This window comes from Cohnella cellulosilytica, assembly GCF_042431195.1.
In the GTDB taxonomy this organism is placed as follows: Bacteria; Bacillota; Bacilli; order Paenibacillales; family Paenibacillaceae; genus Cohnella; species Cohnella cellulosilytica.
In genome coordinates, this window is record NZ_JBHMDN010000029.1 from 162,979 (window position 1) to 185,685 (window position 22,707).

The 22,707-nt window shown below is 55.6% G+C and carries 19 protein-coding genes and 1 pseudogene; 17 read left to right on the top strand and 3 right to left on the bottom strand.

What is annotated here, in order from left to right; translation table 11 throughout:
• Nucleotides 1–293: 293 nt before the first annotated feature.
• From ACFFT4_RS21340 to ACFFT4_RS21410, 15 genes and pseudogenes are all read left to right on the top strand, one after another.
• Nucleotides 294–2,549: an AraC family transcriptional regulator gene (locus ACFFT4_RS21340; protein WP_378050836.1), complete on the top strand. Its 2,256-nt coding sequence runs from the start codon at nt 294–296 to the stop codon at nt 2,547–2,549.
• 344 nt (nt 2,550–2,893) lie between these two features.
• Complete coding sequence (locus ACFFT4_RS21345) at nt 2,894–3,805, top strand: ABC transporter permease (protein ID WP_378050837.1); 912 nt, start codon at nt 2,894–2,896, stop codon at nt 3,803–3,805.
• 15 nt (nt 3,806–3,820) lie between these two features.
• Nucleotides 3,821–4,717 carry a carbohydrate ABC transporter permease gene (locus ACFFT4_RS21350; RefSeq protein WP_378050838.1) on the top strand — a complete coding sequence of 299 codons (897 nt, stop codon included), beginning with the start codon at nt 3,821–3,823 and terminating at the stop codon, nt 4,715–4,717.
• A 62-nt stretch (nt 4,718–4,779) separates the two neighbouring features.
• Complete coding sequence (locus ACFFT4_RS21355) at nt 4,780–6,330, top strand: ABC transporter substrate-binding protein (RefSeq protein ID WP_378050839.1); 1,551 nt, start codon at nt 4,780–4,782, stop codon at nt 6,328–6,330.
• A 196-nt stretch (nt 6,331–6,526) separates the two neighbouring features.
• Complete coding sequence (locus ACFFT4_RS21360) at nt 6,527–7,480, top strand: ABC transporter permease (RefSeq protein WP_378050840.1); 954 nt, start codon at nt 6,527–6,529, stop codon at nt 7,478–7,480.
• A gap of 16 nt (nt 7,481–7,496) precedes the next feature.
• Nucleotides 7,497–8,372, top strand: a complete 876-nt coding sequence (locus ACFFT4_RS21365; RefSeq protein ID WP_378050841.1) for a carbohydrate ABC transporter permease — start codon at nt 7,497–7,499, stop codon at nt 8,370–8,372.
• A 73-nt stretch (nt 8,373–8,445) separates the two neighbouring features.
• Nucleotides 8,446–10,110 (top strand): extracellular solute-binding protein, encoded by a 1,665-nt coding sequence (locus tag ACFFT4_RS21370; protein WP_378050842.1) that lies wholly within the window; start codon nt 8,446–8,448, stop codon nt 10,108–10,110.
• Nucleotides 10,111–10,189: 79 nt separating this feature from the next.
• On the top strand, nt 10,190–12,052 hold the full coding sequence (locus ACFFT4_RS21375) for a cache domain-containing sensor histidine kinase (RefSeq protein WP_378050843.1): 1,863 nt from the start codon (nt 10,190–10,192) through the stop codon (nt 12,050–12,052).
• On the top strand, nt 12,045–12,824 hold the full coding sequence (locus ACFFT4_RS21380) for a response regulator transcription factor (RefSeq protein WP_378050844.1): 780 nt from the start codon (nt 12,045–12,047) through the stop codon (nt 12,822–12,824). The genes ACFFT4_RS21375 and ACFFT4_RS21380 overlap by 8 nt, the downstream gene beginning before the upstream one ends.
• 257 nt (nt 12,825–13,081) lie before the next feature.
• Nucleotides 13,082–13,192 (top strand): annotated as a pseudogene (locus ACFFT4_RS21385) (RHS repeat-associated core domain-containing protein); the annotation flags it as partial.
• Between the two features lie 258 nt (nt 13,193–13,450).
• On the top strand, nt 13,451–13,630 hold the full coding sequence (locus ACFFT4_RS21390) for a ribbon-helix-helix protein, CopG family (protein ID WP_378050845.1): 180 nt from the start codon (nt 13,451–13,453) through the stop codon (nt 13,628–13,630).
• Between the two features lie 138 nt (nt 13,631–13,768).
• Nucleotides 13,769–14,077 carry a DUF6809 family protein gene (locus ACFFT4_RS21395; protein WP_378050846.1) on the top strand — a complete coding sequence of 103 codons (309 nt, stop codon included), beginning with the start codon at nt 13,769–13,771 and terminating at the stop codon, nt 14,075–14,077.
• Entirely contained in the window at nt 14,052–14,384 is a 333-nt protein-coding gene (locus ACFFT4_RS21400; protein WP_378050847.1) for a DUF6061 family protein, read from the top strand. The genes ACFFT4_RS21395 and ACFFT4_RS21400 overlap by 26 nt, the downstream gene beginning before the upstream one ends.
• Before the next feature lie 596 nt (nt 14,385–14,980).
• Nucleotides 14,981–15,253, top strand: coding sequence for a hypothetical protein (locus ACFFT4_RS21405; protein WP_378050848.1), 273 nt, complete (start codon nt 14,981–14,983; stop codon nt 15,251–15,253).
• Nucleotides 15,237–15,590, top strand: a complete 354-nt coding sequence (locus ACFFT4_RS21410) for a type II toxin-antitoxin system RelE/ParE family toxin (protein ID WP_378050849.1) — start codon at nt 15,237–15,239, stop codon at nt 15,588–15,590. Before ACFFT4_RS21405 ends, ACFFT4_RS21410 begins: the two co-directional genes overlap by 17 nt.
• A gap of 574 nt (nt 15,591–16,164) precedes the next feature.
• Here ACFFT4_RS21410 and ACFFT4_RS21415 read toward each other — a convergent pair.
• A complete protein-coding gene (locus tag ACFFT4_RS21415) occupies nt 16,165–17,088 on the bottom strand; it encodes a helix-turn-helix domain-containing protein (protein ID WP_378050850.1) in 924 nt (307 codons plus the stop codon).
• Between the two features lie 177 nt (nt 17,089–17,265).
• Between ACFFT4_RS21415 and ACFFT4_RS21420 the strand changes: the two genes are divergently transcribed.
• Together ACFFT4_RS21420 and ACFFT4_RS21425 are read left to right on the top strand one after the other, a co-directional pair.
• On the top strand, nt 17,266–17,994 hold the full coding sequence (locus ACFFT4_RS21420; RefSeq protein WP_378050851.1) for a ThuA domain-containing protein: 729 nt from the start codon (nt 17,266–17,268) through the stop codon (nt 17,992–17,994).
• 4 nt (nt 17,995–17,998) lie between these two features.
• Nucleotides 17,999–19,036 (top strand): Gfo/Idh/MocA family protein, encoded by a 1,038-nt coding sequence (locus tag ACFFT4_RS21425; RefSeq protein ID WP_378050852.1) that lies wholly within the window; start codon nt 17,999–18,001, stop codon nt 19,034–19,036.
• 218 nt (nt 19,037–19,254) lie between these two features.
• Here ACFFT4_RS21425 and ACFFT4_RS21430 read toward each other — a convergent pair whose 3' ends face one another.
• Together ACFFT4_RS21430 and ACFFT4_RS21435 are read right to left on the bottom strand one after the other, a co-directional pair.
• Nucleotides 19,255–20,925, bottom strand: a complete 1,671-nt coding sequence (locus ACFFT4_RS21430; protein ID WP_378050853.1) for a response regulator — start codon at nt 20,923–20,925, stop codon at nt 19,255–19,257.
• Nucleotides 20,903–22,684 (bottom strand): histidine kinase, encoded by a 1,782-nt coding sequence (locus ACFFT4_RS21435; protein WP_378050854.1) that lies wholly within the window; start codon nt 22,682–22,684, stop codon nt 20,903–20,905. Before ACFFT4_RS21435 ends, ACFFT4_RS21430 begins: the two co-directional genes overlap by 23 nt.
• Nucleotides 22,685–22,707 lie beyond the last annotated feature (23 nt).

Here is a 22,707-nt window from a genome sequence, read left to right on the forward strand (position 1 = left end):
CCGTTGTCCGCCACCGCCTTCCTCGCAAGTTTCGCGTCCGAACGCACCGAAGCGTAAACGCTTCCAAAAACATTGTAGAGATTGCCCGCCCAACTTCGTAGGGGAGGATTCTATGAAAACCTCTGCATTTTTATCCAGTTCCGGCGCCGGGGCCGAAGATCGGCTCAAATGAAGGACTTTCGCGGACTGTTCCGAAAACAAAACCCGATTTCCGCTTCCAGCACTTGTACTGCGGGGGACGACGCCCTATACTTTCCGAAGAGAGGCCGCCCGGCCGACAGAGGGGGATGCGGATGAAACGGTTCATGCCGAGGCAGAAGTACATTCGGATATTTTTGGCGCTGTGCATCCTGTTCGCGTTGGTATCGATTCCCTTCGTGTATTTGATTTCGCAGCAGTTTTCCAGCTACGCGCTGAAGCAGATCGACAAGGTCAACCGGATCGAAGTCGAGCACGCGCAGGAAAATTCCCGTTTCGTATTCCGGAAGATGATCGCTTACGGCTTGAATATGTACCAGGACAAGAGCATCCAGCTGTGGCTGACGGACAAGACCGAGACGCCGGAGCATCAGGTCGACGCGATGAAAGCGGCGGCGAACTTCAGGACGACGGAACCGTTCATCGAAGAGATTTATTTGTTCAACATGCGCACCGAGCACGCCCTCGATTTGAAATTCGGATTGTCGTCGTTTGCCCGGTTTCCGGACCAGGCGGCTCTGGATATCGTCATGCAGCCCCGCAGGTCCTATTTGAATTTTATTTCGTACGAGCGGGACGGGCAGCGCAAGCTGGCGCTGGTCATTCCCACGGTGCCCTCCGGTCAGCAATCGTTCGGCTATCTGGTTATGGTGATGGAGACCGGGCTGATCCGGCAGTATTTGCTTAAGGACGATCGCCAGTCGGGCATGAGGTCCTTCATTCTCGATTCCGAAGGCCAAGTCGTGCTGGGCGCGAACGGCGCGGAGGATCTGTACGCCGAGCTGGCGCAGAGGTCCGCGGACGAAGCGGGGAGCTTCACCCATCGCTACGAGGGCGAGCTGTGGTCGGTTCAATACGCCAGAATCGATCCGCAAGGCTGGACATTGTACATTACCGCGAAGGTGGAGCAAATTCGCTCCGACTTCGATTCCTTCCGCAATAAAATGCTGCTTTTTGCCGTATTGTTCGTCGTGCTGATGCTCGGCGTCCTGTTCTGGAATTCGCGGCGAACCTACAAGCCGTTCTCCCAGCTGGCGGAGCAGCTCGAGACAAAGCTGGGCTCGCGCCTGAACGGAGAGACGGGCGAAGGCCCCCGGGAAGAATACAACGTGCTCCGCTCCGGCATCGAAATTTTGGCGGATCAAGTCGACAAGCTGGACAGCTCGATGCGGGAGCACAAGAGCGTCATCAAGGCGGAATATTTGCGGCAGTGGATTGTGCAGGGCAAGCTGATCGCGCCGGTCGAGAGCTATCTTCGCGAGCATACGGCGCTGCTCAACGGGGACAGCCTTCATGTGGGCGTCTTGAGGATCAACGAGTACAGCCTGTTCGAGGAGCGGTACAATTTTGCCTCGCGGAAGCTGATCAAATATGCGATCGGCAATATTTCCGAGGAAATTGTCGACCGCTATTGGTCCGTCGAAGCGGTCGATCTCGGCGGGGATCACCTGGTCGTGCTGCTGTCCGGTTCGGATATTCCGATGGACAAGCTCGTCGAAGCGATGGAAGAGGTCGGACGACAGGTCGTCCGGTGGACGCGGATCGGCCTCACGATCGCGGTCAGCGGGCCGAACGCGTACGGAGACGACTTGAAGGCGATCTACGGGCACATTCGCGAGCTGACGATGCTGAAGTTTATTTCGGGCGAGGATAAAGTGTATCTGGAGCAGGATTTCGAAGCGTTCATGGCGCGCGTGCAGCCGCTTCCCGACGACCATCTGCTGGACGAGCTGATCAAGCGGATTCGGATGGGCAAGGCGGAGGAGGTCGAGGAGAGCCTGGACCGGATCTTCGGACCGATGCAGACGATGCGTTACGCGGACAGCAAGTTCCAGATTTCTTTGATTTTGTACACGCTGTTCAAAACGTTCAATAAGCTGCCTTCGGTCGAATCGGTCGAGAGAATAGAGAGCATTCTGGACAGATTCGATACGCTGGCCGGAATCAAAGGCTGGCTCTCGCAGGAGCTGCGGGAAATTATGGGCGATCTGAGCAACAAGAAGGGAGCGAGCCGCCGCGACGAGATCGTGAAGGAGATCGTCGAATACGTCGGAACGCATCTGCACGACCCGATGCTGACCATCGACGAAATTTCGGAGCACGTGTCGCTGTCGACCCGCTATATCCGGCAGCTGTTCAAAGAAGTGTGGGACACGACGCTGTCCGACTATATTATGGAGCGGCGGATCGATCGGGTGAAGGAGCTGCTGGAGACGACCGATTGGACGGTGACCGATATCGGGGAACGCTCCGGCTTCCAGACGAAAAGCAACTTCTTCACCACGTTCAAGAAAGCGACGGGCATGACGCCGAGCCAATACCGGGACAATCGGCCGCAGCGGCCGTCCTGATCGCGAGACGACAATCGGCAAGCGTATCCGACTTAGCTCGGGTACGCTTTTTTTGCCTCGATGCCGCCGCTCCGGGCAGTACAAACCGTCTTCAAGGGAGCGGATAAGCTCGCCGCACGGTCCTAATCGGACAAACCGCTCTCATCGGAGCGGATAAGCCCGCAGCACGGTACTGGTCGGAGCAAGTTCCGCCGCGACAACCGCGCTTCCGCAATTAGAACCCGGTCTTTTTCCGGTTTCAGAACCGATTCGCCGGTATCGGAACTATACGAACCGGGACGGCCCGCCCTATGATGGACCCATGAGCCAACCCACACTCCCCAACGGAAGCAGGTGAAAGCAACATGAGTTTTATCCGGGAAATCGTCAAGAACAAATACTTGTATCTGCTGGCGCTGCCGGGACTGGCCTTCCTGGTCGTATTCGCCTACATCCCGCTGAACGGCCATCTGATCGCCTTTAAGAAGTATCGGCTGGCGGACGGACTGTGGGGGAGCCGATTCGTCGGCTTCGACAACTTCAAGTTTTTCTTCATGAGCGGCGATTGGTACAAGGTTACGCTGAACACATTGATCCTGAACGGATTGTTCCTCGTCTTCGGGCTCGGACTGGCGCTCTTGCTGGCGCTGTTCCTGAACGAAATCCGCCAGGCGCTGTTCAAGAAGCTCGCCCAGTCGTTCATCTTCATGCCGTACTTTATTTCGTGGCTGGTCGTCAGCATGATGGCGTTCTCGTTCCTGAACACAACCGACGGCATCGTCAACCGGACGATCGAATCGTTCGGCGGAGAGAGGATCAACTGGTATCTGAAAGCGGAAGTGTGGCCGGCGTTCCTGACGCTGATCTATGTGTGGAAATTCGCGGGCTATTATTCGATTATTTTTCTGGCGGCAATTACCGGAATCTCCGGCGAATACTACGAAAGCGCGAAGATCGACGGAGCGACCCGGTTCCAGCAGATCGTCCACATTACGCTTCCGCTCATTCGCAGCGTCGCCATCGTGCTCGGCCTGCTTGGCGTCGGCCGGATTTTCTACGGAGACTTCGGCATGATCTATGGCATTATCGGCGATAACAGCGCGCTGTATTCGACGACGGACGTCATCGACACGTATACGTTCCGGGCGCTCCGGGTGCTGAGCGATTTCAGCAAATCGTCCGCGGTCGTCCTGTATCAGTCGGTGATGGGCTTGATCACGATCGTCATTTTCAACTCTGTCGCCAGAAAAATGGACAAGGACTCGGCCTTGTTTTAAGGAGGGACATCATCGATGCAAACCCGCATAAGAGAAAACCGATCCCTGGCGGAAAAAGGTTTCGCGATCGCCGTCTACGCCTTCGTCGGCCTGTTCGCGCTCGTCAGCATCCTGCCGTTCTGGCTCGTCGTCGTGAATTCGTTCGCCGCGGAGAGCAGCATCAAGAGCAACGGCATGCTGCTTATTCCGAAGGAATTCTCGCTGTACGCCTACCAATACACGATGGCGGGCAAGCAGATTGCCAGCAGCTATCTGGTCACGGTGACCGTTACGGTCGTCGGCACCTGCCTGGCGCTGCTGATCACGTCGGCATACGCGTATACGCTGGCCCATCCCAAAGTGAAATACCGCCGCATTCTTTCTTTTCTGACGTATTTCACGATGGTTTTCGGGGCGGGATTGGTCGGCTTCTATATTCTGATCGCCAACACGCTCGGGTTAAAAGATTCGATATGGGCGCTTATTCTTCCTTATCTGCTCAACCCGTTCTTCGCGTTTATTATGGTTTCCTTTTTCCGGACGCTGCCTTACGAGATCAACGAGGCGGCCACGATCGACGGGGCCAACGACCTGACGATTTTCTTCCGCATCATCCTTCCGATCTCCACGCCGGTCATCGCGACGGTAAGCTTGTTTTACGCGCTGCAGTATTGGAACGATTTCTACCTCGCGCTGCTGTTCATCGACGATTACAAGCTGCATCCGCTGCAGATGATGATTCGCCAGATCATCTCCAACGTCAATATCAGCTCGTACGTCGGCGGCAGCTCGACGGTGTACACCCAGGCGGTGCCGACTTACGGCGCGCAGCTGGCCACGGTGTGCTTGACCATCGGTCCGATCGTGTTTCTGTACCCGTTCATCCAGCGCTTTTTCGTCAAGGGGATTACGATCGGGGCTCTTAAAGGCTAGGCTTGTCCCGGAGCGATCCGGTTCAGCATAGACATCATTCATTCGGGAGGTTAAGCACGATCATGAAAAAGAAGCTCATAACGGGTTTATCGGTGCTGCTGCTTGCGGCGGCCGTGCTGGGGTGCAGCTCCAAGGGGACGAACGAGCCGGGGGCCGGCGCGTCGCCGGGCGGCGCCTCGGAGAACGCCGGACAGAAGCTCGATCCGGTCACGCTGAAAATCATTCTGCCCGGCGATCGTCCCGCGGACATGGATCTGGTCATCGAGGAAGCGGAGAAACGGATGGCGGACACGATCAACGTCAAGCTGGATCTCGTCTTCGTCCCGTGGTCCGATCTCGCTTCGAAGACGCAGGTCATGCTCGCGTCGGGCGAGAACGTCGATTTGATTTTCGACGCTCCGTGGCTGCATATGGAGCAGATGATCGCCGCGGGCTACTACGAGCCTCTGGAGGATTTGCTCGACAAATACGGTCAGGATGCCGTGGCGGTCCGGTCCCGGCAGATGTTCGACGCCAACAAGTTCCAAGACCGGATCTACGCCTTGCCGCTCGGCAACTCCCATCTCGACGGAAGAACGTACCTTGTCCGCAAGGACATCCGCGAGAAGCTGGGCGTGCCTCCGATCGAAACGTACGAGGATCTCGTCGCTTTCGCCTACAAGGTCAAGGAAAACGAGAAGGGCATCATCCCGATTCTGGCTCCCGGCCAGCCGGGGGCCCGGGACCAGACGTGGGGCGCTTTCCGCGCCTTCATGACCTACGGTCCGGAGCTGCTGCGTTCCGACGCGCTCGGCCAGAGCATCGTGCTGCACTACAAGAACAACGACGGCAAAGTATACAACCTGTTCGACGAGATGAACCCGACCGTCTGGTCGTGGATCGAGGAAGCGCGCAAGCTGTATACGGAAGGCCTGATCCATCCGGACGTGCTGGCCATCAAGGACGTGAACACCGTATTCGAGTCGGGCGACGTCGCCATCCTCGTATCCAACGGATTCGGCGTGCCGTCGAACATGCTGTCTTCCGTACCGGCCAACGTGCCGGGCGCCGAAGTCGAGGCGGTCACCTTCATGTCGATGGAGAAGGGCGTCATTACGACCAACTTCAAGCAGGCGAACTTCCAGGCGATCCCGAAGGTCAGCAAAAACAAGGAGCGCGCCATGATGTTCCTGAACTGGACGGCGCAGAAGGAGAATTACGACCTGCTCGCCTACGGAATCGAAGGCCGTCACTACGAGGCGATCGGAGACGATCAGTACAAGGCGCTCCCGGACAGCAAATACGGCTATTTCCCTTACGCCTGGGTGTGGAACCCGACGCTCGACCGCTTGAACGCCGGCTTCGATCCGGTGTCGATCGAGCACTATAAGTTCAACGCGACCGCGGACAATCTGATTTCCAGCGTGCTGACCGGCTTCTCGTTCGACCCGGAGCCCGTCGCCAACGAGTTGTCCCTGTACAACGCCATCGAGGACAAATATTATTCCTCGTTGTTTAACGGCGTGACCGATCCGACGGAGACGTGGAACAAGCTGAAGTCCGAAGGCGAAGGCTACTTGAAGAAAATCCAGAACGAGCTGCAAAAGCAAATCGACGAATTTCTCCAGAAATAAACGCGTGCGGCGGGCAGGCATTCGGCATTTAACGGCCGGAGGCTTGCCCGTTTTTTCGCGACTTTTACCGGGGATTATCGTCCTTTGCTCCGGTTTTCGGCCGCCGGCCTTTCCGATAATCTATTGTTGTAAGCACTTACACCCCCCGCGGGCAAGCGGGGAGACGAGACAGAGAGAGCAAGCGGGAGGAGAGAGAATGGAACTGAGCGCCGGGAAAAAGAGAACCGATCGCGCGGCGCCGCCCGGCCGGGCCTTCAGGCGAATATGGAAGTTCAAGCTGATGTACGCGCTGCTGCTGCCCGCATTTCTGTGGGTGCTGCTGTTCGACTACCTTCCCCTCTACGGGGTCAGCATCGCTTTTATGGATTACAACGTGATCCAGGGCTTCTCCGCGAGCGAATGGGCGGGGCTGAAGCATTTTCAAGCGCTGTTCGAGTCGGAGATGTTCCGGAACGCTTTCCGGAACACGCTGTTGATCAGCCTGTACAAAATGATCAGCGGTTTCCTCTGCCCGATCCTGCTGGCGATCGCGCTGAACGAGATCCGCCGCGCATGGTTCAAGAAGACGCTGCAGACGGCGGTTTATCTGCCGCGGTTCGTGTCCTGGGTCGTCTACGGCGGCATCATTACGATTCTGCTGTCCCCGGAAACCGGACTGGTGAACAAGGTCGTCGAGCTGTTCGGCGGCAAGCCGGCGTATTTGCTCGTCGAGCCGGCCTACTTCCGGACGATCCTCGTCGTCACCGACGCGATGAAGGAGATGGGCTGGGCCGCCATTATCTACATCGCGGCGATCGCGGGGCTGAATCCCGAAGTGTACGAAGCGGCGATCGTCGACGGGGCGACCCGGTTCAAGCGGATTGTCCACGTGACGCTGCCCGGCATTGCCGGCACGATCGTTGTCCTGTTCATCCTGCGGGTCGGTTACGTGATGAGCGCCGGCCTGGATCAAGTCATCAACCTGTACAACCCGATGGTGTTCGAGGTGGGAGACATTCTCGACACCTACATTTACCGGGTCGGCATCGAGCAGTTCAACCTGAGCCTCGCCGCCGCCGCGGATGTCATCAAAGGCATCGTCGGGCTGGCGCTCGTGCTGACCGCCAACCGCATCGCCAAGCGGATCGACCCGGATTCCGGCATTTTCTGAGAAAGGACGGGAGGCGATGAAGCTCACCAAAGGCGAAAGCGTCTTCGTTACGACCAACTACATTGTGCTGACCGTGCTGACCCTGATTATCGTGCTGCCCTTCTGGTACGTCATCTCGGTCTCGATCACGCCGTATTCCGTTTTCAGCGAAAAGAACGGCCTGGTGCTGTTCCCGACCTCGGTCAGCTTTCAGTATTACGATTACCTGCTGCAGAAAGGCTCGCTGATCTACGGCGCGTACGGCAATACGCTGCGCAATACGGCGATTGGGGTGCTGCTGGCCCTGTTTCTGACCGCGACCGTCGCCTATGCGCTGTCCGAGAAAAAGCTGCCTGGCAGAAAAGTCGCCATTCTCTACTTCGTGTTCACGATGCTGTTCAAGGGCGGACTGATTCCGACGTACGTCACGATCAAAAGTCTGGGCCTGCTGAATACGAACTACGTGCTCATTCTGGTTATGGCGTTCAGCGCCTTTAACATGATCATCATGAAGTCGTTTTTCGAGAGTCTGCCGGAAAGCTTGCGGGAATCGGCCTCGATCGACGGGGCGTCGGAATTTCGGATTTTGCTTCGCATCGTCCTGCCGATCTCGATGCCGGTCATCGCTTCCGTCGGACTGCTCTACATGGTCGTGTACTGGAACGATTTTTTCAACGCGCTGCTCTACGTCACGGATTGGGACAAAGCGCCCGTCCAGCTCGTGCTGCGCTCGATTATCGCCAGCTCCAGCCTGCCGCCGGAGCTGCTCGAGACGGCCGGGACGACGCCGCCTCCGACCGTCGGCATCCAGATGGCCGCGATCGTGATCGTCGCCCTGCCGATGCTGATTCTTTATCCGTTCATCCAGCGGTTTTTCGATCAGGGCATGATGGTCGGTTCGGTGAAAGGATAACCCGCACGGCCCGATCAACGGTTTATCCCCAAAGGGTAAATATATAAAGCTCATTCGAGGAGGTCATTCGTTCATGTCTCATCCAGGAAAGAAACGGTCTTTCGGTTTGCTCGCCGCCTTTATGGCCGCCAGCGTCGCAATTGCGGGCTGCGGCAACAACGGCGGGGGGGCGTCGGGAAGCTCTTCGCCGAGCGCGCCGGCATCTCCCAGCGCATCTCCGTCCGCAGCGCCGCCCGAGTCCGCGCCCGTCGCGGCCGAGCCCTACGAGCTGAAATGGCTGAAGGCGCAGGATATTTCCGTGCCGTACGATCCGGCCAAGGACGCCGTCAAGCAGGCGATCGAAGCGAAGCTGAACGTGAAGATCGTCCCCGAGATGGTGGACGTTCAGCAGTACAAAACGAAGCTGAACCTGAAAATGTCCAGCGGGGACATTCCGGACGTCGTGCGAATCGACTTCGCGGACGATTTCCAGAAATACGCTCCTCTCGGCGCGTTCGTCGACCTGACCGATCTGATTAACGAGCAGGACACGCCGAACATTATGGCCGAGGTGCCGCCGGAAGTATTCGAGCAGGCGAAGGTGAACGGCAAAATCTACGGAATCCCGTATCAAGGCGGCCCGGGCGCGGGTTACCGTTGGGATCTGGTCATGCGCACCGATTATCTCCAGGACATCGGAGCAGCCGTCCCCAAGACGCTCGACGAATATTACGAGGCGCTGAAGAAAGTCAAGGCCGAGAAGCCCGACGTCATCCCGCTCGGCGGGTACACGGCCCAGATCGGCCAGGTGAAATACGCGAACAATTCGTTCGACCACATCTTTGGCGCTTTCGGGGTGACGCCGGGATTTTTCACGGAGCAGGACGGGAAGTTCGGCAATTACGACATCGATCCTCGTACGAAGGAAGCGCTGCTGTTTTTGCAGAAAATGTACAAGGAAGGCTTGATCGACAAGGAATTCGCCACGATCAAGGAGGAGCAGCTCCGCGCGAAGCTGTTCAGCGGCAAGCTGTTCTCCTGGATGGGCTGGTGGTCGACGGCGAACGATTACGATACGCAGGTGGAGACGAACGAGCTGATCAAAGCCAAGCAATTGGGAGCGGACGAGAAGCTTCCGGATCAGGCCGAGGAGCCGTTCAAATACTTGACGCTGACCGGCTCCCTGGTCGGGGCCGACGGAAAGGCCGTCGCTCCGATGGGCGCTCCGTTCTCGCAGATGACGGCGATCAGCGCGAAGACGAAGGACCCGCAGAAGGTGCTGCAGATCATCGAGGATTCCCTCTCCCCGGACAATCAAATGCTGACCGTCTGGGGGCTCGAAGGAGAAGACTACGTGCTGGAGAACGGCAAGATGAAGGTCGTGACCGATCTGCTCGATCCGAAGACGAAGCAGGACAAGAACGGCAATTTCCGCGGAGTCCAGAGCTATCTGTTCGCGCCGGGGCTGAACGGCTGGCCTCGCTATCTGGAGTCGCTGCCGCTCAGATTCGCCGAAGCGCTGGACGTGGCGATCCACAATCCGTACCAGATTACGGACGCCTCCAACTATCTGGACTCGCCGACCAAGGTCGCGAAGCTGGTCGAGCTGAATACGATGCGGGATTCCGTCTTTACCCAGATCATCATGGGAGGGGACATCGCCAAGTTCGACGAGTTTGTCGCGAAGTGGAAGACGCAGGGCGGAGATCAAATTTTGCAAGAGCTTGAGGAATCGTTCCAACAGAAAACGGGCCGCTAACCGCAGTCCGTCCGCAAGCCCCCGCCACGGGATTCCCGAGGCGGGGGTTCGGGCCCGTTACAGGAAGGGGGCGGGGAGGATGCGCGTATTCGGCCGCAGGAAAAAGGAAAGTTCCCGGCTGCTGACCCGGCTTAGCGTTCCGGTTTTCGCGCTGATCGTCGCGATTGTCCTGGGCTTCGCCGCGGCGGCCAGCTATCTTCTCATTCGGCTCCAAAACGACCATACCCGACAGATGGCCGACCAATCCTTGAAATTCGTGCACCGGAACATCCGCTACCAGTTCGATACGATGAATAACGCGGCCGCCTACGTGCAGTCGAATCCGTCGATCGACGGGCTGTTGGAAAGCCAGGCCTCCGCGGTGTACGATTCGGTGGACGACTTTTTCGCGCTGCGGGCGAATCTGGAAAATCTGTCGCTGCTGTCGCTGCTTAACGATTTCGGCTCGGGCCGTTCGGTCGCGGCTTCGTACGCGGTGTCTCTCGCCCTGAGGCCGGCCAGCGGACTATACGCCATGGCAACGGATCGCTTCGATCCGACCCCGGGCATCTACAAGGACGACGACCTGCAGCGCGAGCCCTGGTATCGGGACTTGATCGGCGGAGAGAAAAAGACGGTCTGGTGGGGACAAAAAACGGGCAGCTCCGGCACGGAAATGATCTATTCGGCGCGCATGAAAACAAGCGTCAAGGACGGACGGGACGTCGGCATCGTGATCGTCGGAGCGAATATCGGCAGCCTTCGCGGCGCGTTCGAGAGCGCTTCGCTCGACAAGGGAGACCATCTGCTCCTCGACGGGAACGACCGGGTGATCTACGGGGAAAATCACGAATTTCTCGAGGATGTCGGGGACTTGCCGTTTGTCGTCGCGCTAAGAGGGGCGGAGGGCTCCTTCGTCGCCAAAATCGCCGGCGAGAAGCATCGGGTCACGTTCGAAACGTTCGAGAACGATTGGAAGCTGGTGACGGTCGTTCCCGAGAGCCATTATAACAAATATGCGTTCGCGATCGCGGCGATCGGGGCTGCGACCGCCGCCGTCGCCCTGTCGATTGCGGGCTATGTTTTCCGCCGGATCGCCGTTCGGGTTACGGTGCCCGTGACGAGGCTCGTCTCGGCGATGCACCGGCCCGAGGTGCTGGAGTTCAAGGAAGCGCTGCCGGAGCAGAGATCGGGCATTTACGAGGTGGACGCGCTGGGCGAGCAGTTTTCCTCGATGCTTGTCGCGCTGCGCGGCTTGATCGAGAAAAGCTTTGCCGAGGAGATGGACCGCAAGCAGCTGCAGCTCGATCTGCTGCAGGCGCGCATCAACCCGCATTTTCTGTACAACACGCTGGATTTGATCAATTGCCGCGCGATTACGGCCGGGGACCGGGAGTCGAGCTTGATCGTCCGGTCGTTGGCGAATTTTTTTCGCTACAGCCTCAATCGGGGAGAGACGTGGATTTCGCTCGAGGACGAGATGAAGCAGGTCGAGGCGTATTTGGACATCCAGCGAATGATGATGGAGAGCTTAAGAACGGAGCTGCGGATTCCGGAGACTCTGCTGTCGGCGAGCATCGTGCATTTTGCGGTCCAGCCGCTCGTAGAGAACGCCATCGTGCACGGCTTCTCCGACGACGATGGGGATTGCCTGATCGAGGTGAGCGCGGAGCGGCAGGGCGATGATCTCGTCCTGATCGTAAGGGATAACGGCAAAGGCTGCGACGCGGCGGAGAGAAACCGGCTGCTGCGGGAAAGCGGCGGCGAAGACCGGACGGCCCACGAACGCCGCCGCTCGGGCTACGGAACGCTGAACGTGCATCGCCGGATTCAATTGCACTGCGGAGAGGGCTGCGGATTGAAGTACGCGGAGACGGACTCCGGCACTTGCGTAGAGGTGAGACTGCCTTATCGGGGAGCGGAGAAGGAACGCAGTGAGAAGGAGGGGGCGGCCGATGTATAAATTGCTGATCGCCGAGGACGTCAGAACGGTCAGGGAGACGCTTGTCCATGCCATCCCTTGGGAGCGGCTGGGAGTGACGCTGATCGGCGCCGCGGGCAACGGGGAGGAAGCGCTCGCCCGGCTGGAGGAAGAGGAGGCGGATTTGCTGCTGACCGACATCGGGATGCCGAAGATGGACGGGCTGGCGCTGATCGAAGCCGCGCAGGGGCGGCGGCCGGACATCCGCTGCATTATCCTGTCCGGCTTAAACGAGTTCGATCACGCGCGCAAAGCGATCCGGCTGCAGGTTCGGGACTATGTCCTGAAGCCGATCGATCCGGCCGAGATTGAGCGCGTCGTGTCCGAAGCCGTCAAGGACATCGAGCGCGGACGGGCGGCGGAGGCCAGGGGCGAGCTTCCCCATCTCGCGGAGCTGCTTCCTTCCGGCGAGCCGCTCGGAAACCTGAAGAAGAAAAAGCTGGTCGATCAGGCCGTCGGATACGTTCGGGAGCACTGCGCGAGAAGGGATCTGGCGTTGTCCGATGTGGCTGCGGCGGTGGGACTTAGCGAGAAATATTTGAATTCGCTGGTCAAGGAAGTGGTCGGCTCGACGATCAATCCGCTGATCGTTCGCTTCCGCATGGAGGAGGCGGCGAAGCTGCTGAGGGACCCGGCCAACCGCATCTACGAAATTTGCGAGGCGGTCGGGTACGCGGATTTGGATTATTTTCGGGAGAGCTTCAAGAAGCAGTACGGATTGACGCCCACGGAATTCCGCAATCGGCATTCATAGCGTAGCGGAAGAGAGGGAACGATTCGGTTGGTTCGGAATGGGCGACGGACGAAGTATACCGCTACATGATGCACAACGGTTCGGAAAAACGGGGAGGATAGGAGTGGGACGACTGGGCGACGAAGGAAATATCGTACCGATGGGGAGAAGTGCCTTCACCAATAAGCACAGGAAGCACACGCATAGAAAAGACAATCTGTTTTACACAAGTCTTTCGTTTTTACAAAAGTAACGATTCAGTGAAAGAGGAGCACAGGGGAAATATTACTCAACAAACTGAGCAAGTTGACAATGCATTTAAATATACTGGGGAGATTTATGACGAGGAAACCGGATTTTATTATCTACGAGCTCGTTATTATGATCCAAGTCAGCAGCAAATCGGCATGAAAGGCCACCTTCGAATTCAAAACGAAGGTGGTCTTTCGCAATCTTTAACTCGAAAATTAAGGTGCTCCTAGTAGGGGAGAGTTCCTAACAACGAGTATGGCTATGCATATTCAGTGCCTGCTCGCAAAAAATACCTGACCTGCCGAGAAAAATGACCGTTCGGCGCGGGATAATTGGATTGACTTTTTGTCCTGATAACAATATATTATTGTCAGGACAAAAAGCGAGGTGAAGCGATGTCCTCCAAAAAGATGGGGCGTCCTCCATCTAACAATCCCAAAGGGAAAAAGATTGAGATACGTGTCGATCAGGAAATTATGAACAAGCTTGATGCTTCCGCTGAAAAGCTAAATACGACACGTTCAAACATCGTTCGCATAGGGATTGAGAAGGTGTATGACGAACTCCAAAAATAAAGAAGGAAGCAGCGTATGTCCCGAAAAGAACCCGCTACTTCCTATCCTGCAATCGCTTTGTGAGCAGACTGCATAAATATCCTACCATGTGCAGGAATCTCATTCAAGCGATGCGATGACATTTATGGGAGGATGAACATGGAATCGATTCTTAAAGCCCTGTTCCGTGGGCAGCTTCATCCCGATGAGATCATTGTACCGTCTCATCCTGAATATCGGCCGTTAAGCCGACAAATCGGCGCAATAACGGAAAAATGGAGAAAAGAACTGAGTGACGAGTTATTTCTTGAGCTTGAGGAATATTCTGATCTTTGTTTAAGTGCGAACAGCTTGCATGTCGAAGCTGCCTTTATTCACGGGTTCAAACTTGGCGCCAACATGGTCATTGAGGTTATGAGCAAACGCGAGGAGTTGGTTACGCATGCAGCCTCGGGCGTGTCATTATGATGAAGCTGGCGACGTCATGACGGTTGTATGTGCGGATGGGACAACATGCCGTCTTCATTGCTCCGAAATCGAAGCAACGCTGGATACACATGCAGCGGCGCGTTCCCGTCTGATCTGGCTAAAGGAAAAAGAGCCGTTTACCTATGCTGAATTGGTTCTCCAACACGATTTGAAGCGCTTTGCCGAGGAATACAGCCGGGAATACCTTAAGCAGCAGAATGAACTGACTGAGCAGCTTGAGACTCACTATCAAGATAAGGCTTATGCGCAGGTTATTGCGAGAGAAATTATGATGCGCGGCGATTAGCGTTCTTTTATTGTGGGAAGCGTAAAAGACAGAGGAAGCTTTCAGGTTAACCAGTCGCAAGGACGGATGACAATCGAAAGCGTCGTCGCTTGATGCTTCCCTCCTTCTTTTTCCCGGCGGGTGCCTCTTAGGCAACGTGCAACGTGCAGATATCGGAACAAAAATATAATCGGAACTCGCGCACAACATTCGCATAAACATGCGGGAAATGCATTACGAGGAACTCGGTAAGGAACAGCTTGACGATGCGGTTATCGCAGCAGATATGCATGAAATCAGCGACCGGTTAAATGCGGGGAGATCGGCCAAGCGTATGCGGATACAACGCTCCGCGAGGTAGAGCGGTTCGTACATTTTGTAAAGAATGGCGATGTCAAGCTATCGAATCCGCCCCGATATCGGTGGTTGACGAAGTTCGGCAAAGATGTCAACGATGAGCTTCTGTGCAGACTGGAACGACCGATTCAATCCAGCAGGCAAACAAGGGTCATGTCTCGATAGGCGGCGGGAATATCGACAGGGTGTGTCGTCGATGCTATGATAGTAGGTAGGTATCACTGAACGTGCGTTGTGAAGTGGAAATGGAGGTGAGCCGGATGAATCCGTTAAGCGAACAAGCGAAGGAAGAGTTGCTACATGCGTTGGAAGGGAAGCAATCGGGCCTTTTCGTGGTCGATGGCAAACTGGTTTCCATCGAGGTGGAAAATTTCGATTCAGTCCTGGGCGATGAAGGGAAGCTGGATTTGGTTCAGGAGATTGAGGATTACCCGGAACTGAAGGCTTCATTGCAAAACTATTTGGATAATCCTGATATGAAAGGGTACTCGGCCAGCGAACTGAAGGAGAAACGTCGTGAGCGAAGACAGTAATCGGCCCTTTCGTGTTGTGTTTAAGGAAGAGTTCGATCTCTGCTTGGATCGAATCGAACGTTTTTTTGCGGAGCAAGGGCCGGAACCGTTGCAATGGTGGTACACGAAAGAAAATGAAATCATCGACTATATCGGGGGCTTGCTGGCGTTTCATCCATACGCGGGACCGGCAGTCGAACGCGGCAGCTTCAAAGGGCTTCGCCGGATCACGTATGGAAGAAGCCAGCATGTGTTCTTGAACTACCTGATTTATTACGCCGTTCACGAACAGAATCGCGTGGTGGATGTGATCAATATTTTACCTGCGCGTACGAAACGAAAACGTGTGGTCAAGTAAGTTACCTATTTCAGATGGATTCGACGTTCATATGGACGGTCTTTTGTATACTCAATAATCATTAACATCACATATTTTCATCGCAGGCGCTGGGTTACATCCGGCGTCTTTTTTTGTTTTGCAGATTAATTTTCTTCTATACCAAAAGATGGGGACAAATGGGGGGCGAACAGGTCGGTCCCCAGGAGTGCTTGCAGCCTTCCTCATTCGCTGGATAGCTAACGTTTAGGAGGGCAACAAGCCACCCAATGGCTCGTGAATCATCTGGTTTATGGACTATGGTATGGCACGACTACAAACAGAATATATTCACAATTGTCAGCCGCAGGGAACGTAAGAACCCCAAGCTATTTTCCTTTTTCATCCACCGTGACGCGTCTGATACTAGTGAATATACAGCGACATTTGCACGAATAGCCGGAGCTTATCGGAAGAAGCTTTACTTGTGTTTGGCAGGGCCTATTGCGGCTAAGATATCACTACCCGGAGAACTTACGAATGCGTAACGGTTTTCCCTACGCTGTATGGTCAAGGACTAACCTTAATGCTACTTAATCGAGGCGACTCTCTCCGCCTAGCGGATCGTCTCCCGAAGCCGGTCCCGGAACTGCTTGGGCGAGCAGCCGTTAAGGCGGCGGAACATGTCGTAGAAGTGGCCGAGGTTGGAGATGCCGACCGATTCGGCCACCTCGGCGATGCTGACGTCGCTCGTGAGCAACTGCTGCTCCGCTTTCTTGATCCGCTTCAGCACGACGAAGTCGGTGAACGACATGCCGACGGCTTTTTTGAACGTTTTGATGAAATGGGTGTAGCTCATATTGAGCCGTTCGCTGATCTCGGCGACCGACAATTTGCCGTCCAGATTGTTTTCGACATAATCGACAGCGGGCTGCAGCCGGCCGAGCAGGCGGTTGTCGTTATAATTAAGCTGCTGCCGCGCATCGTTGCGCAGGAGCAGGAGCAAAATATTTTTGATTCGCGAAGACACGGCCAGTTCGTAGCCGAGACGGCCGTCGTTCATCTCCCGGTAAATCTCGACGATCAGCTCCGCGGTCCGGTCGCGGACTTCTTTGTTTTCCTTATAGATATAGTTAAGCGAGCTGAGGGGGCGGATCACCTCGGAGAAATGCTGCATGCTGTTCAGCGTGCTGAGATCCCAGTATTTGCGCAGGTCGATCTGGAAGACGATCTGCTTCGTCGGGCCGGGCTTCGTCTGGATCGTCGTATGCGGCTCCGACGAGCCGAACAAGGCGATGTCGCCCGGGCCGAGCACGATCTGCTCCTCCCGGCAATAAGCGGCAATCTCCCCTTCGAGAAGCAGAAGAAACTCCACTTCCTCGTGGTAATGCCAGCCGTAGTAATTTTTCTGCCGCCAGTTCTGCTCCGCTCTTCTTAGCAGATCCTCGGTCGTGATCGTCTCCGAGTCGATCTGCCATATCCGCATGGCCAGAAAAGGATTTTGATACACAACTTGCTCGTGCCGCATTTCGGGATACATATCGGATCTCCTTGACTTGGATTACGACAGGATTGCGTAAGAATATTTTAGCACAGATGTGTAGAAACCTATAGAGGTTGACAGAATACCGGAAGAAATCAACCGAATAGGCAATCGATCCGCATTCGACCTTCGCATACAATGAGAAGGAATATAAAGTTAAGGGAGAGTCCGGTTATGAGCCAAACGATCAACGTTACGGTCTGGAACGAGCATCGCCACGAAAAAACGAACGAGAAAGTCGCATCCGTCTATCCGCAGGGCATGCATACGGCAATTGCCGAAGGCTTGGACATTTCGGGGAAAGTAACGGTGGCCACGCTGGACGATCCGGAGCACGGCCTGACCGAGGAAGTGCTGAACAATACCGACGTGCTGATCTGGTGGGGCCATATGGCGCACGACGAAGTTCAGGACGAAATCGTGAACAGAGTTCATCAGCGCGTGCTTCACGGCATGGGACTGGTCGTCCTGCACTCCGGCCATTTCTCGAAAATTTTCAAGAAACTGATGGGTACGTCCTGCGACCTGAAATGGCGCGAAGCGGACGAGAAAGAGCGCATCTGGGTCGTGAACCCGGGTCACCCGATCGTCGACGGCATCGGCGAGTACATCGAGCTTCCGGCGGAAGAGATGTACGGCGAGCACTTCGATATCCCGCAGCCGGACGAGCTCGTTCTGGTGAGCTGGTTCGAGGGCGGAGAAGTGTTCCGCAGCGGCTGCTGCTATACGCGCGGCATGGGCAAGATTTTCTATTTCCGTCCGGGCCACGAAACGTATCCGACTTATTATAACCCGCAAGTCCGCAAAGTCATCTCCAACGCGGTCAAGTGGGCGGCGCCGGTCGACCGCGAGTATCCGAAGTACGGCAACGCCAAGCCATTAGAGACGATCAAGGGGAAATAAAAGGATGAAATTGAAGGTAGGAGTCGTCGGCACCGGCGGCATATTCAAGCATGCGCATCTGCCGGGCTGGCTGTCGCACGACGAAGTCGAGATCGTCGCTTTCTGCGATGCGTTCAAGGCGTCCGCGGAAGCGACGGCCAAGGATTTTCCCGGAACGAAGGTTTATGAGGATTACCGCGAACTGATCGCCGACCCGTCGGTCGACATTATCGGCATCAGCACGCCGAACCTGTATCACTCGGAGATCGCCATCGCCGCTCTGCGCAAGGGCAAGCACGTCTTCTGCGAGAAGCCGGACGCGATCAACCCCGACGAAGCGCAGAAGATGGCGGACGCGGCCCGCGAATCCGGCAAGCTGCTGATGACGATGCGCAACAACCGCTTCAGCGAGGAAGCGAAGTTCGCCAAGCGCATCATCGGGAAAGGCCAGCTGGGCGAGCTGTACACGGGACGCTGCGGCTGGATTCGCCGCCGGGGCATTCCAGGGCGCGGCGGATGGTTTACGACGAAGGAGCTGTCCGGCGGCGGCCCGCTGATCGATCTCGGCGTGCACATGATCGACATGGCGATGTGGCTGGCGGGCAATCCGAAGCCGGTCACCGTGTCCGGCTCGACGTACCGCAAGTTCGCGGACCGTCCCGACGCTTCGGGCAACATTCCGCAAGGCACATTCGATGTCGAGGATTTGGCCGCGGGCTTTATTCGCTTCGATAACGGAGCGTCCCTGCAGATCGAGTTCAGTTGGGCGTCCAACATCGAGGAGGAGAAGAAGTTCCTCGAATGGAGGGGCACCGAGGGCGGCTTCAGCCTGATCAACGACAAGCTGAGCCTGTTCACGGAGAACGAAGGCGCGCTGATCAACCAGCAGCCGCTGTTCACGACGGCCGCGGTGCCGCAGCATACGGCCAACATCCGGCATTTCGTCGAATGCGTGCTCGGCCGGGAGCAGCCGATCATTACGCCGGAGCACGGCGTCGATATGATCAAAATTTTGTCGGCGATTTACGAGTCCGCCGAGCGCGGGCGTGAGATCGTGCTGTAAGTGAGGCTGTCCCATAAGCCAACCAAGTTGCTCTGAAAGATAATCGATGATAAAGGCTAAAGGGGTATGCACCTCCTTCCGATGCTATACGCTTCCGAAATCTAAATGGGTAAACCCGTTACAGGGTAATTTCGGGAGCGTATGAGGCATCTACAGGAGGTGCATACCCCTTACTCTGTGTATTGATCAATTTAAGCGACTTAGCTTGGCTTTGTTCGTTAATCCTTAATGCTCAGCTCCTTCTCCCGGTACTCGGAAGGCGTCAGATTCGTGACCCGCTTGAAAAATTTGGTGAAGTACGCCGGAGACTCGAAGCCAAGCGCCGAGGAGATTTCATGGATCTTGGTCGAGGGCTGAGTCAGCAGTTCAACCGCTTTATTCAGTCTCATTCGGGTAATCGAATCGTGCAGGCCTTCCCCGGTCAATTGCTTGTATAATCTGGACAAGTAGGAAGGATTGAAGCCGACCTCTTCTCCGATTCGGGTCAGCGATAGGTCGCCCGCGAGGTTGTCCTCGATGTAGGTGTTGATCCGGGCGACGATCTCCAATTCGCGTTCGCCGATGTCCGTTTTCTGCGCATCGAAAACCGCTTCGGCCAGCCGGGCGATATAATCAACCGCGTCCTCCCAGGAGCTGTGGCGATTCAGCTGCGTCAGCATGTCGACATCGATCCGCAGCGCGTTGTTTTCTTCGAATGACGGGTTCATGAATCTGAAAAAAATAGGCGCAACGGAATAAAACCATTGCAGCTTCATCAGGTCGAGGCCGCTCTCCTCGATGTGGCGCGCCAGTTCGTAAAACAATGAAAAAAAGCGTTCTCTCTGCGAGGTTTCGAGATAGGTTTGCAGGGTTTGGATTTTATTCATTTTCAGCCAGTGGGTAATATCCTTGTCGTGCTCCAGCCTTTCGTTCGGCGACAAATGCGACTCGGAGAGCAGCACCTCCTTGCGCTGGCCGTAATCGATATAGAGAATCCGCTTCAGCAAGCTGTACGCATGCTCGCAATCCGCCCAAGCCACCGGCGAAGCTCCCGCGATCAGAGACACGCTCAGCCCGATTTGCCTCCGGCATTCCTCTTGAATTTTCGCCAAGGATTCGCGAACGAGAAGCGCGGCATGCTTCCAAGAGCATTCGAAATCTTCATTCTCCGGCAACAGGCATTTGGCATTCGGCTGAATCAGCCAAATCCATCTGCCGGGCTCGTACATGCAGGAAAACAGGTTTAACGTGGGACTAAGCACCTCATTCACGATCGTCTGAAGGCCGAAGTTCTTCAGCGTCTGATCCGCTGTCCTGCCATCGGGCTCTCTATCGTCCTGTCTTCCGAGCATTATCAAAATCGGGGCGGCCGCGTTCAGCGGAATGTCCAGCTCCTTCAGTCGAAGCTCCAACTCCGAACCGGTCTCCGCCGCTTCTCCCGTTATCCGTTCCATGAGCCATTCCTTCCGGAGCGAAGGCAGCGCCAGCTTGATCTGTTCGCGGGCCCGCTCGAGGAGCCGCTCGCGTTCGAACCTGCCGTCCAGCCGATCGACGGCTCTGCGTACGGCGCTTACGATCACTTCGTCTTCCTCGGTCTTCAGAATATAATCGAAGCTTTGATTGCGGCTGGCTGTCTGGATATAGTTAAAATCGTCGTGCCCCGTCAAGAAGATGACGATCGTATGCGGCCATAAACGGACGATTTCCTGCTGCAGCGCAATTCCCGACATGCCGGGCATGCGAATATCGCTGAGGACGATGTCGATTTTCGTGCGTTTCAGCCATTCGAGCGCCTCCATCGCGGAATAGGCGTAATAGATTTCCAGCTCAAGGTCGGGACGGTTTTCGAACAGGTACACCAACCCTTGTACGATCAAGTCTTCGTCGTCAATGATCAGAAGCTTGTACATGATGCGTCTCCTTTATGATGGGAATCGCGTAGACGACTCGCAGGCCTCCGAGCGGAGAACGGTCGACGGCTAGTCCGTACGGTTTGCCGTACTTTAATTGCAATCTGCGGTGGACGTTCAGCATCCCGGTCGTTTCCAGATTCATGCCTTGCTGCAATTCCGAGTTCAACTGCAAGAGATGCTCGTCCTTCAAGTCTTCGCCGTTATCCTCCACGGAGAGATAGACGACGTGATCTTTAAGCGCGATGGAGATGTTGACGATGCCGTCGGACGCTTTGTCCTTAAGGCCGTGCTCGTACGCATTTTCCAATATCGGCTGTAAAATCAGCTTCGGCACCGGAATATCCCGGCATTCCTCCGGCAATTCCGCGCAGACCGTCTTGATCCGCCGCGAATAACGCATCGTCTGAATCTCGATATAGGATTTCGTGTGCCGGTATTCCTGCGCCAAGCTAATATCGTCCAAACCGTTCCTCGTAATATAGCGAAAATATTCGCCTAAGTGGCGCGTCAAGCGGATCACCGTGTCCACGTCGTGCATTTGGGCGACCCGGTGCAGTACGAAGTAGCTGTTATAGAGGAAATGCGGGTTGATTTGCGACTGCAATTGCTTGAGTTCCGAGCGCTGCGAGCGGATTTTCTCCTCGTAGACCTCGTGCACGAGCTCCTGCAGCTTGCGGGACATCGCATTGAATTGTTCGTATAAATAGCCGAATTCGTCATTATGATTATGCTTCAGCGTGACCTTCAGATTGCCTTGCTCCAGCTTGAAGAAGGCGCGGACGATTCGGCGAATGGGCTGGTGGATAATTCTATAGATCCAATAGGAAAAAAGAATAACGATAAAAATCGAGGTCAGCATAATCGTCCAAAATAAATATCGGTATTTCTGCAGGGGATTCAGAATTTCGCGTTCCGGCAAAAAGGCGATAATATTCGTATTGAGAACGGCCGATTTTTCGAAGATCACCTTATAGGACGTTCCTCCGATTTTCACGTTCACATTGCCGTAATCACTGTCATCCATTGATGCCAGCACAGCCTTCGAAGAGTCCGAATGCGCGATTTGCTCGATTGCGGCAGGCTGTCCGCTGGCGATTCGCCATTCTTTGTCCGCTTGCAGCAGCATGCTGCCGCCGAGGTCCGTTTCGTAAAGCTCTTCCAGCGATTGGCGCAGCAGCTCTTGCGATAAGGTCATTTTCAACAGGAGAAAATGATCCAGGTCGTTGTTTTCGATGCCGTACGATTCGGGATAAAAGCCGCCGATCAGGTATTGATCGTTCCAATAGACGATCGGGGAGGCCAGCGTCGAGCGCTTGAGAGACTGGACCTCCCCTTCGGTCGGCGGCGGAACGAAGCCCCGCGAGGAGATATTGCGCTGAATTCTCGGCAGATAGACGCTGATATCTTCCAGGTACAGACTTGAAGCCTGAAGCAGCCTAAGCTTTTCTTGGATGCGAAGCACGGCTCTGGAATATTCGAAATTCGTCAATTGGTTCCTCGAGAAGCTGAGGACCTGAAGGTCGCTGTCCGACAACAGCTCGTTGCGCAGGCGCATAATCCGTCTGAAGTCGGCGTCGATCCCCGTCACGAACGTGTGAATTCTGTATTCGAGCGATTGTTCGATTTGGGATTTTACCGTCCGGGAGCTTGAGGAATTGATCAACAGGCTCAAAATGGACAACGGCAAAATGATCACCAAAAAAGCGATGGCCAGCTTAAAGAATATACTGGAAGATTTCATGCGGAAAGGATTCATGGCATTCCCCTCTAGTTTAAGCG

Bases quoted from the DNA above. Each gene is read 5' to 3' on its own strand.
- ACFFT4_RS21340 (WP_378050836.1), top strand. From the start codon at position 294: ATGAAACGGTTCATGCCGAGGCAGAAGTACATTCGGATATTTTTGGCG.
- ACFFT4_RS21345 (WP_378050837.1), top strand. From the start codon at position 2,894: ATGAGTTTTATCCGGGAAATCGTCAAGAACAAATACTTGTATCTGCTG.
- ACFFT4_RS21350 (WP_378050838.1), top strand. From the start codon at position 3,821: ATGCAAACCCGCATAAGAGAAAACCGATCCCTGGCGGAAAAAGGTTTC.
- ACFFT4_RS21355 (WP_378050839.1), top strand. From the start codon at position 4,780: ATGAAAAAGAAGCTCATAACGGGTTTATCGGTGCTGCTGCTTGCGGCG.
- ACFFT4_RS21360 (WP_378050840.1), top strand. From the start codon at position 6,527: ATGGAACTGAGCGCCGGGAAAAAGAGAACCGATCGCGCGGCGCCGCCC.
- ACFFT4_RS21365 (WP_378050841.1), top strand. From the start codon at position 7,497: ATGAAGCTCACCAAAGGCGAAAGCGTCTTCGTTACGACCAACTACATT.
- ACFFT4_RS21370 (WP_378050842.1), top strand. From the start codon at position 8,446: ATGTCTCATCCAGGAAAGAAACGGTCTTTCGGTTTGCTCGCCGCCTTT.
- ACFFT4_RS21375 (WP_378050843.1), top strand. From the start codon at position 10,190: ATGCGCGTATTCGGCCGCAGGAAAAAGGAAAGTTCCCGGCTGCTGACC.
- ACFFT4_RS21380 (WP_378050844.1), top strand. From the start codon at position 12,045: ATGTATAAATTGCTGATCGCCGAGGACGTCAGAACGGTCAGGGAGACG.
- ACFFT4_RS21390 (WP_378050845.1), top strand. From the start codon at position 13,451: ATGTCCTCCAAAAAGATGGGGCGTCCTCCATCTAACAATCCCAAAGGG.
- ACFFT4_RS21395 (WP_378050846.1), top strand. From the start codon at position 13,769: ATGGAATCGATTCTTAAAGCCCTGTTCCGTGGGCAGCTTCATCCCGAT.
- ACFFT4_RS21400 (WP_378050847.1), top strand. From the start codon at position 14,052: ATGCAGCCTCGGGCGTGTCATTATGATGAAGCTGGCGACGTCATGACG.
- ACFFT4_RS21405 (WP_378050848.1), top strand. From the start codon at position 14,981: ATGAATCCGTTAAGCGAACAAGCGAAGGAAGAGTTGCTACATGCGTTG.
- ACFFT4_RS21415 (WP_378050850.1), bottom strand. From the start codon at position 17,088: ATGTATCCCGAAATGCGGCACGAGCAAGTTGTGTATCAAAATCCTTTT.
- ACFFT4_RS21420 (WP_378050851.1), top strand. From the start codon at position 17,266: ATGAGCCAAACGATCAACGTTACGGTCTGGAACGAGCATCGCCACGAA.
- ACFFT4_RS21425 (WP_378050852.1), top strand. From the start codon at position 17,999: ATGAAATTGAAGGTAGGAGTCGTCGGCACCGGCGGCATATTCAAGCAT.
- ACFFT4_RS21430 (WP_378050853.1), bottom strand. From the start codon at position 20,925: ATGTACAAGCTTCTGATCATTGACGACGAAGACTTGATCGTACAAGGG.
- ACFFT4_RS21435 (WP_378050854.1), bottom strand. From the start codon at position 22,684: ATGAATCCTTTCCGCATGAAATCTTCCAGTATATTCTTTAAGCTGGCC.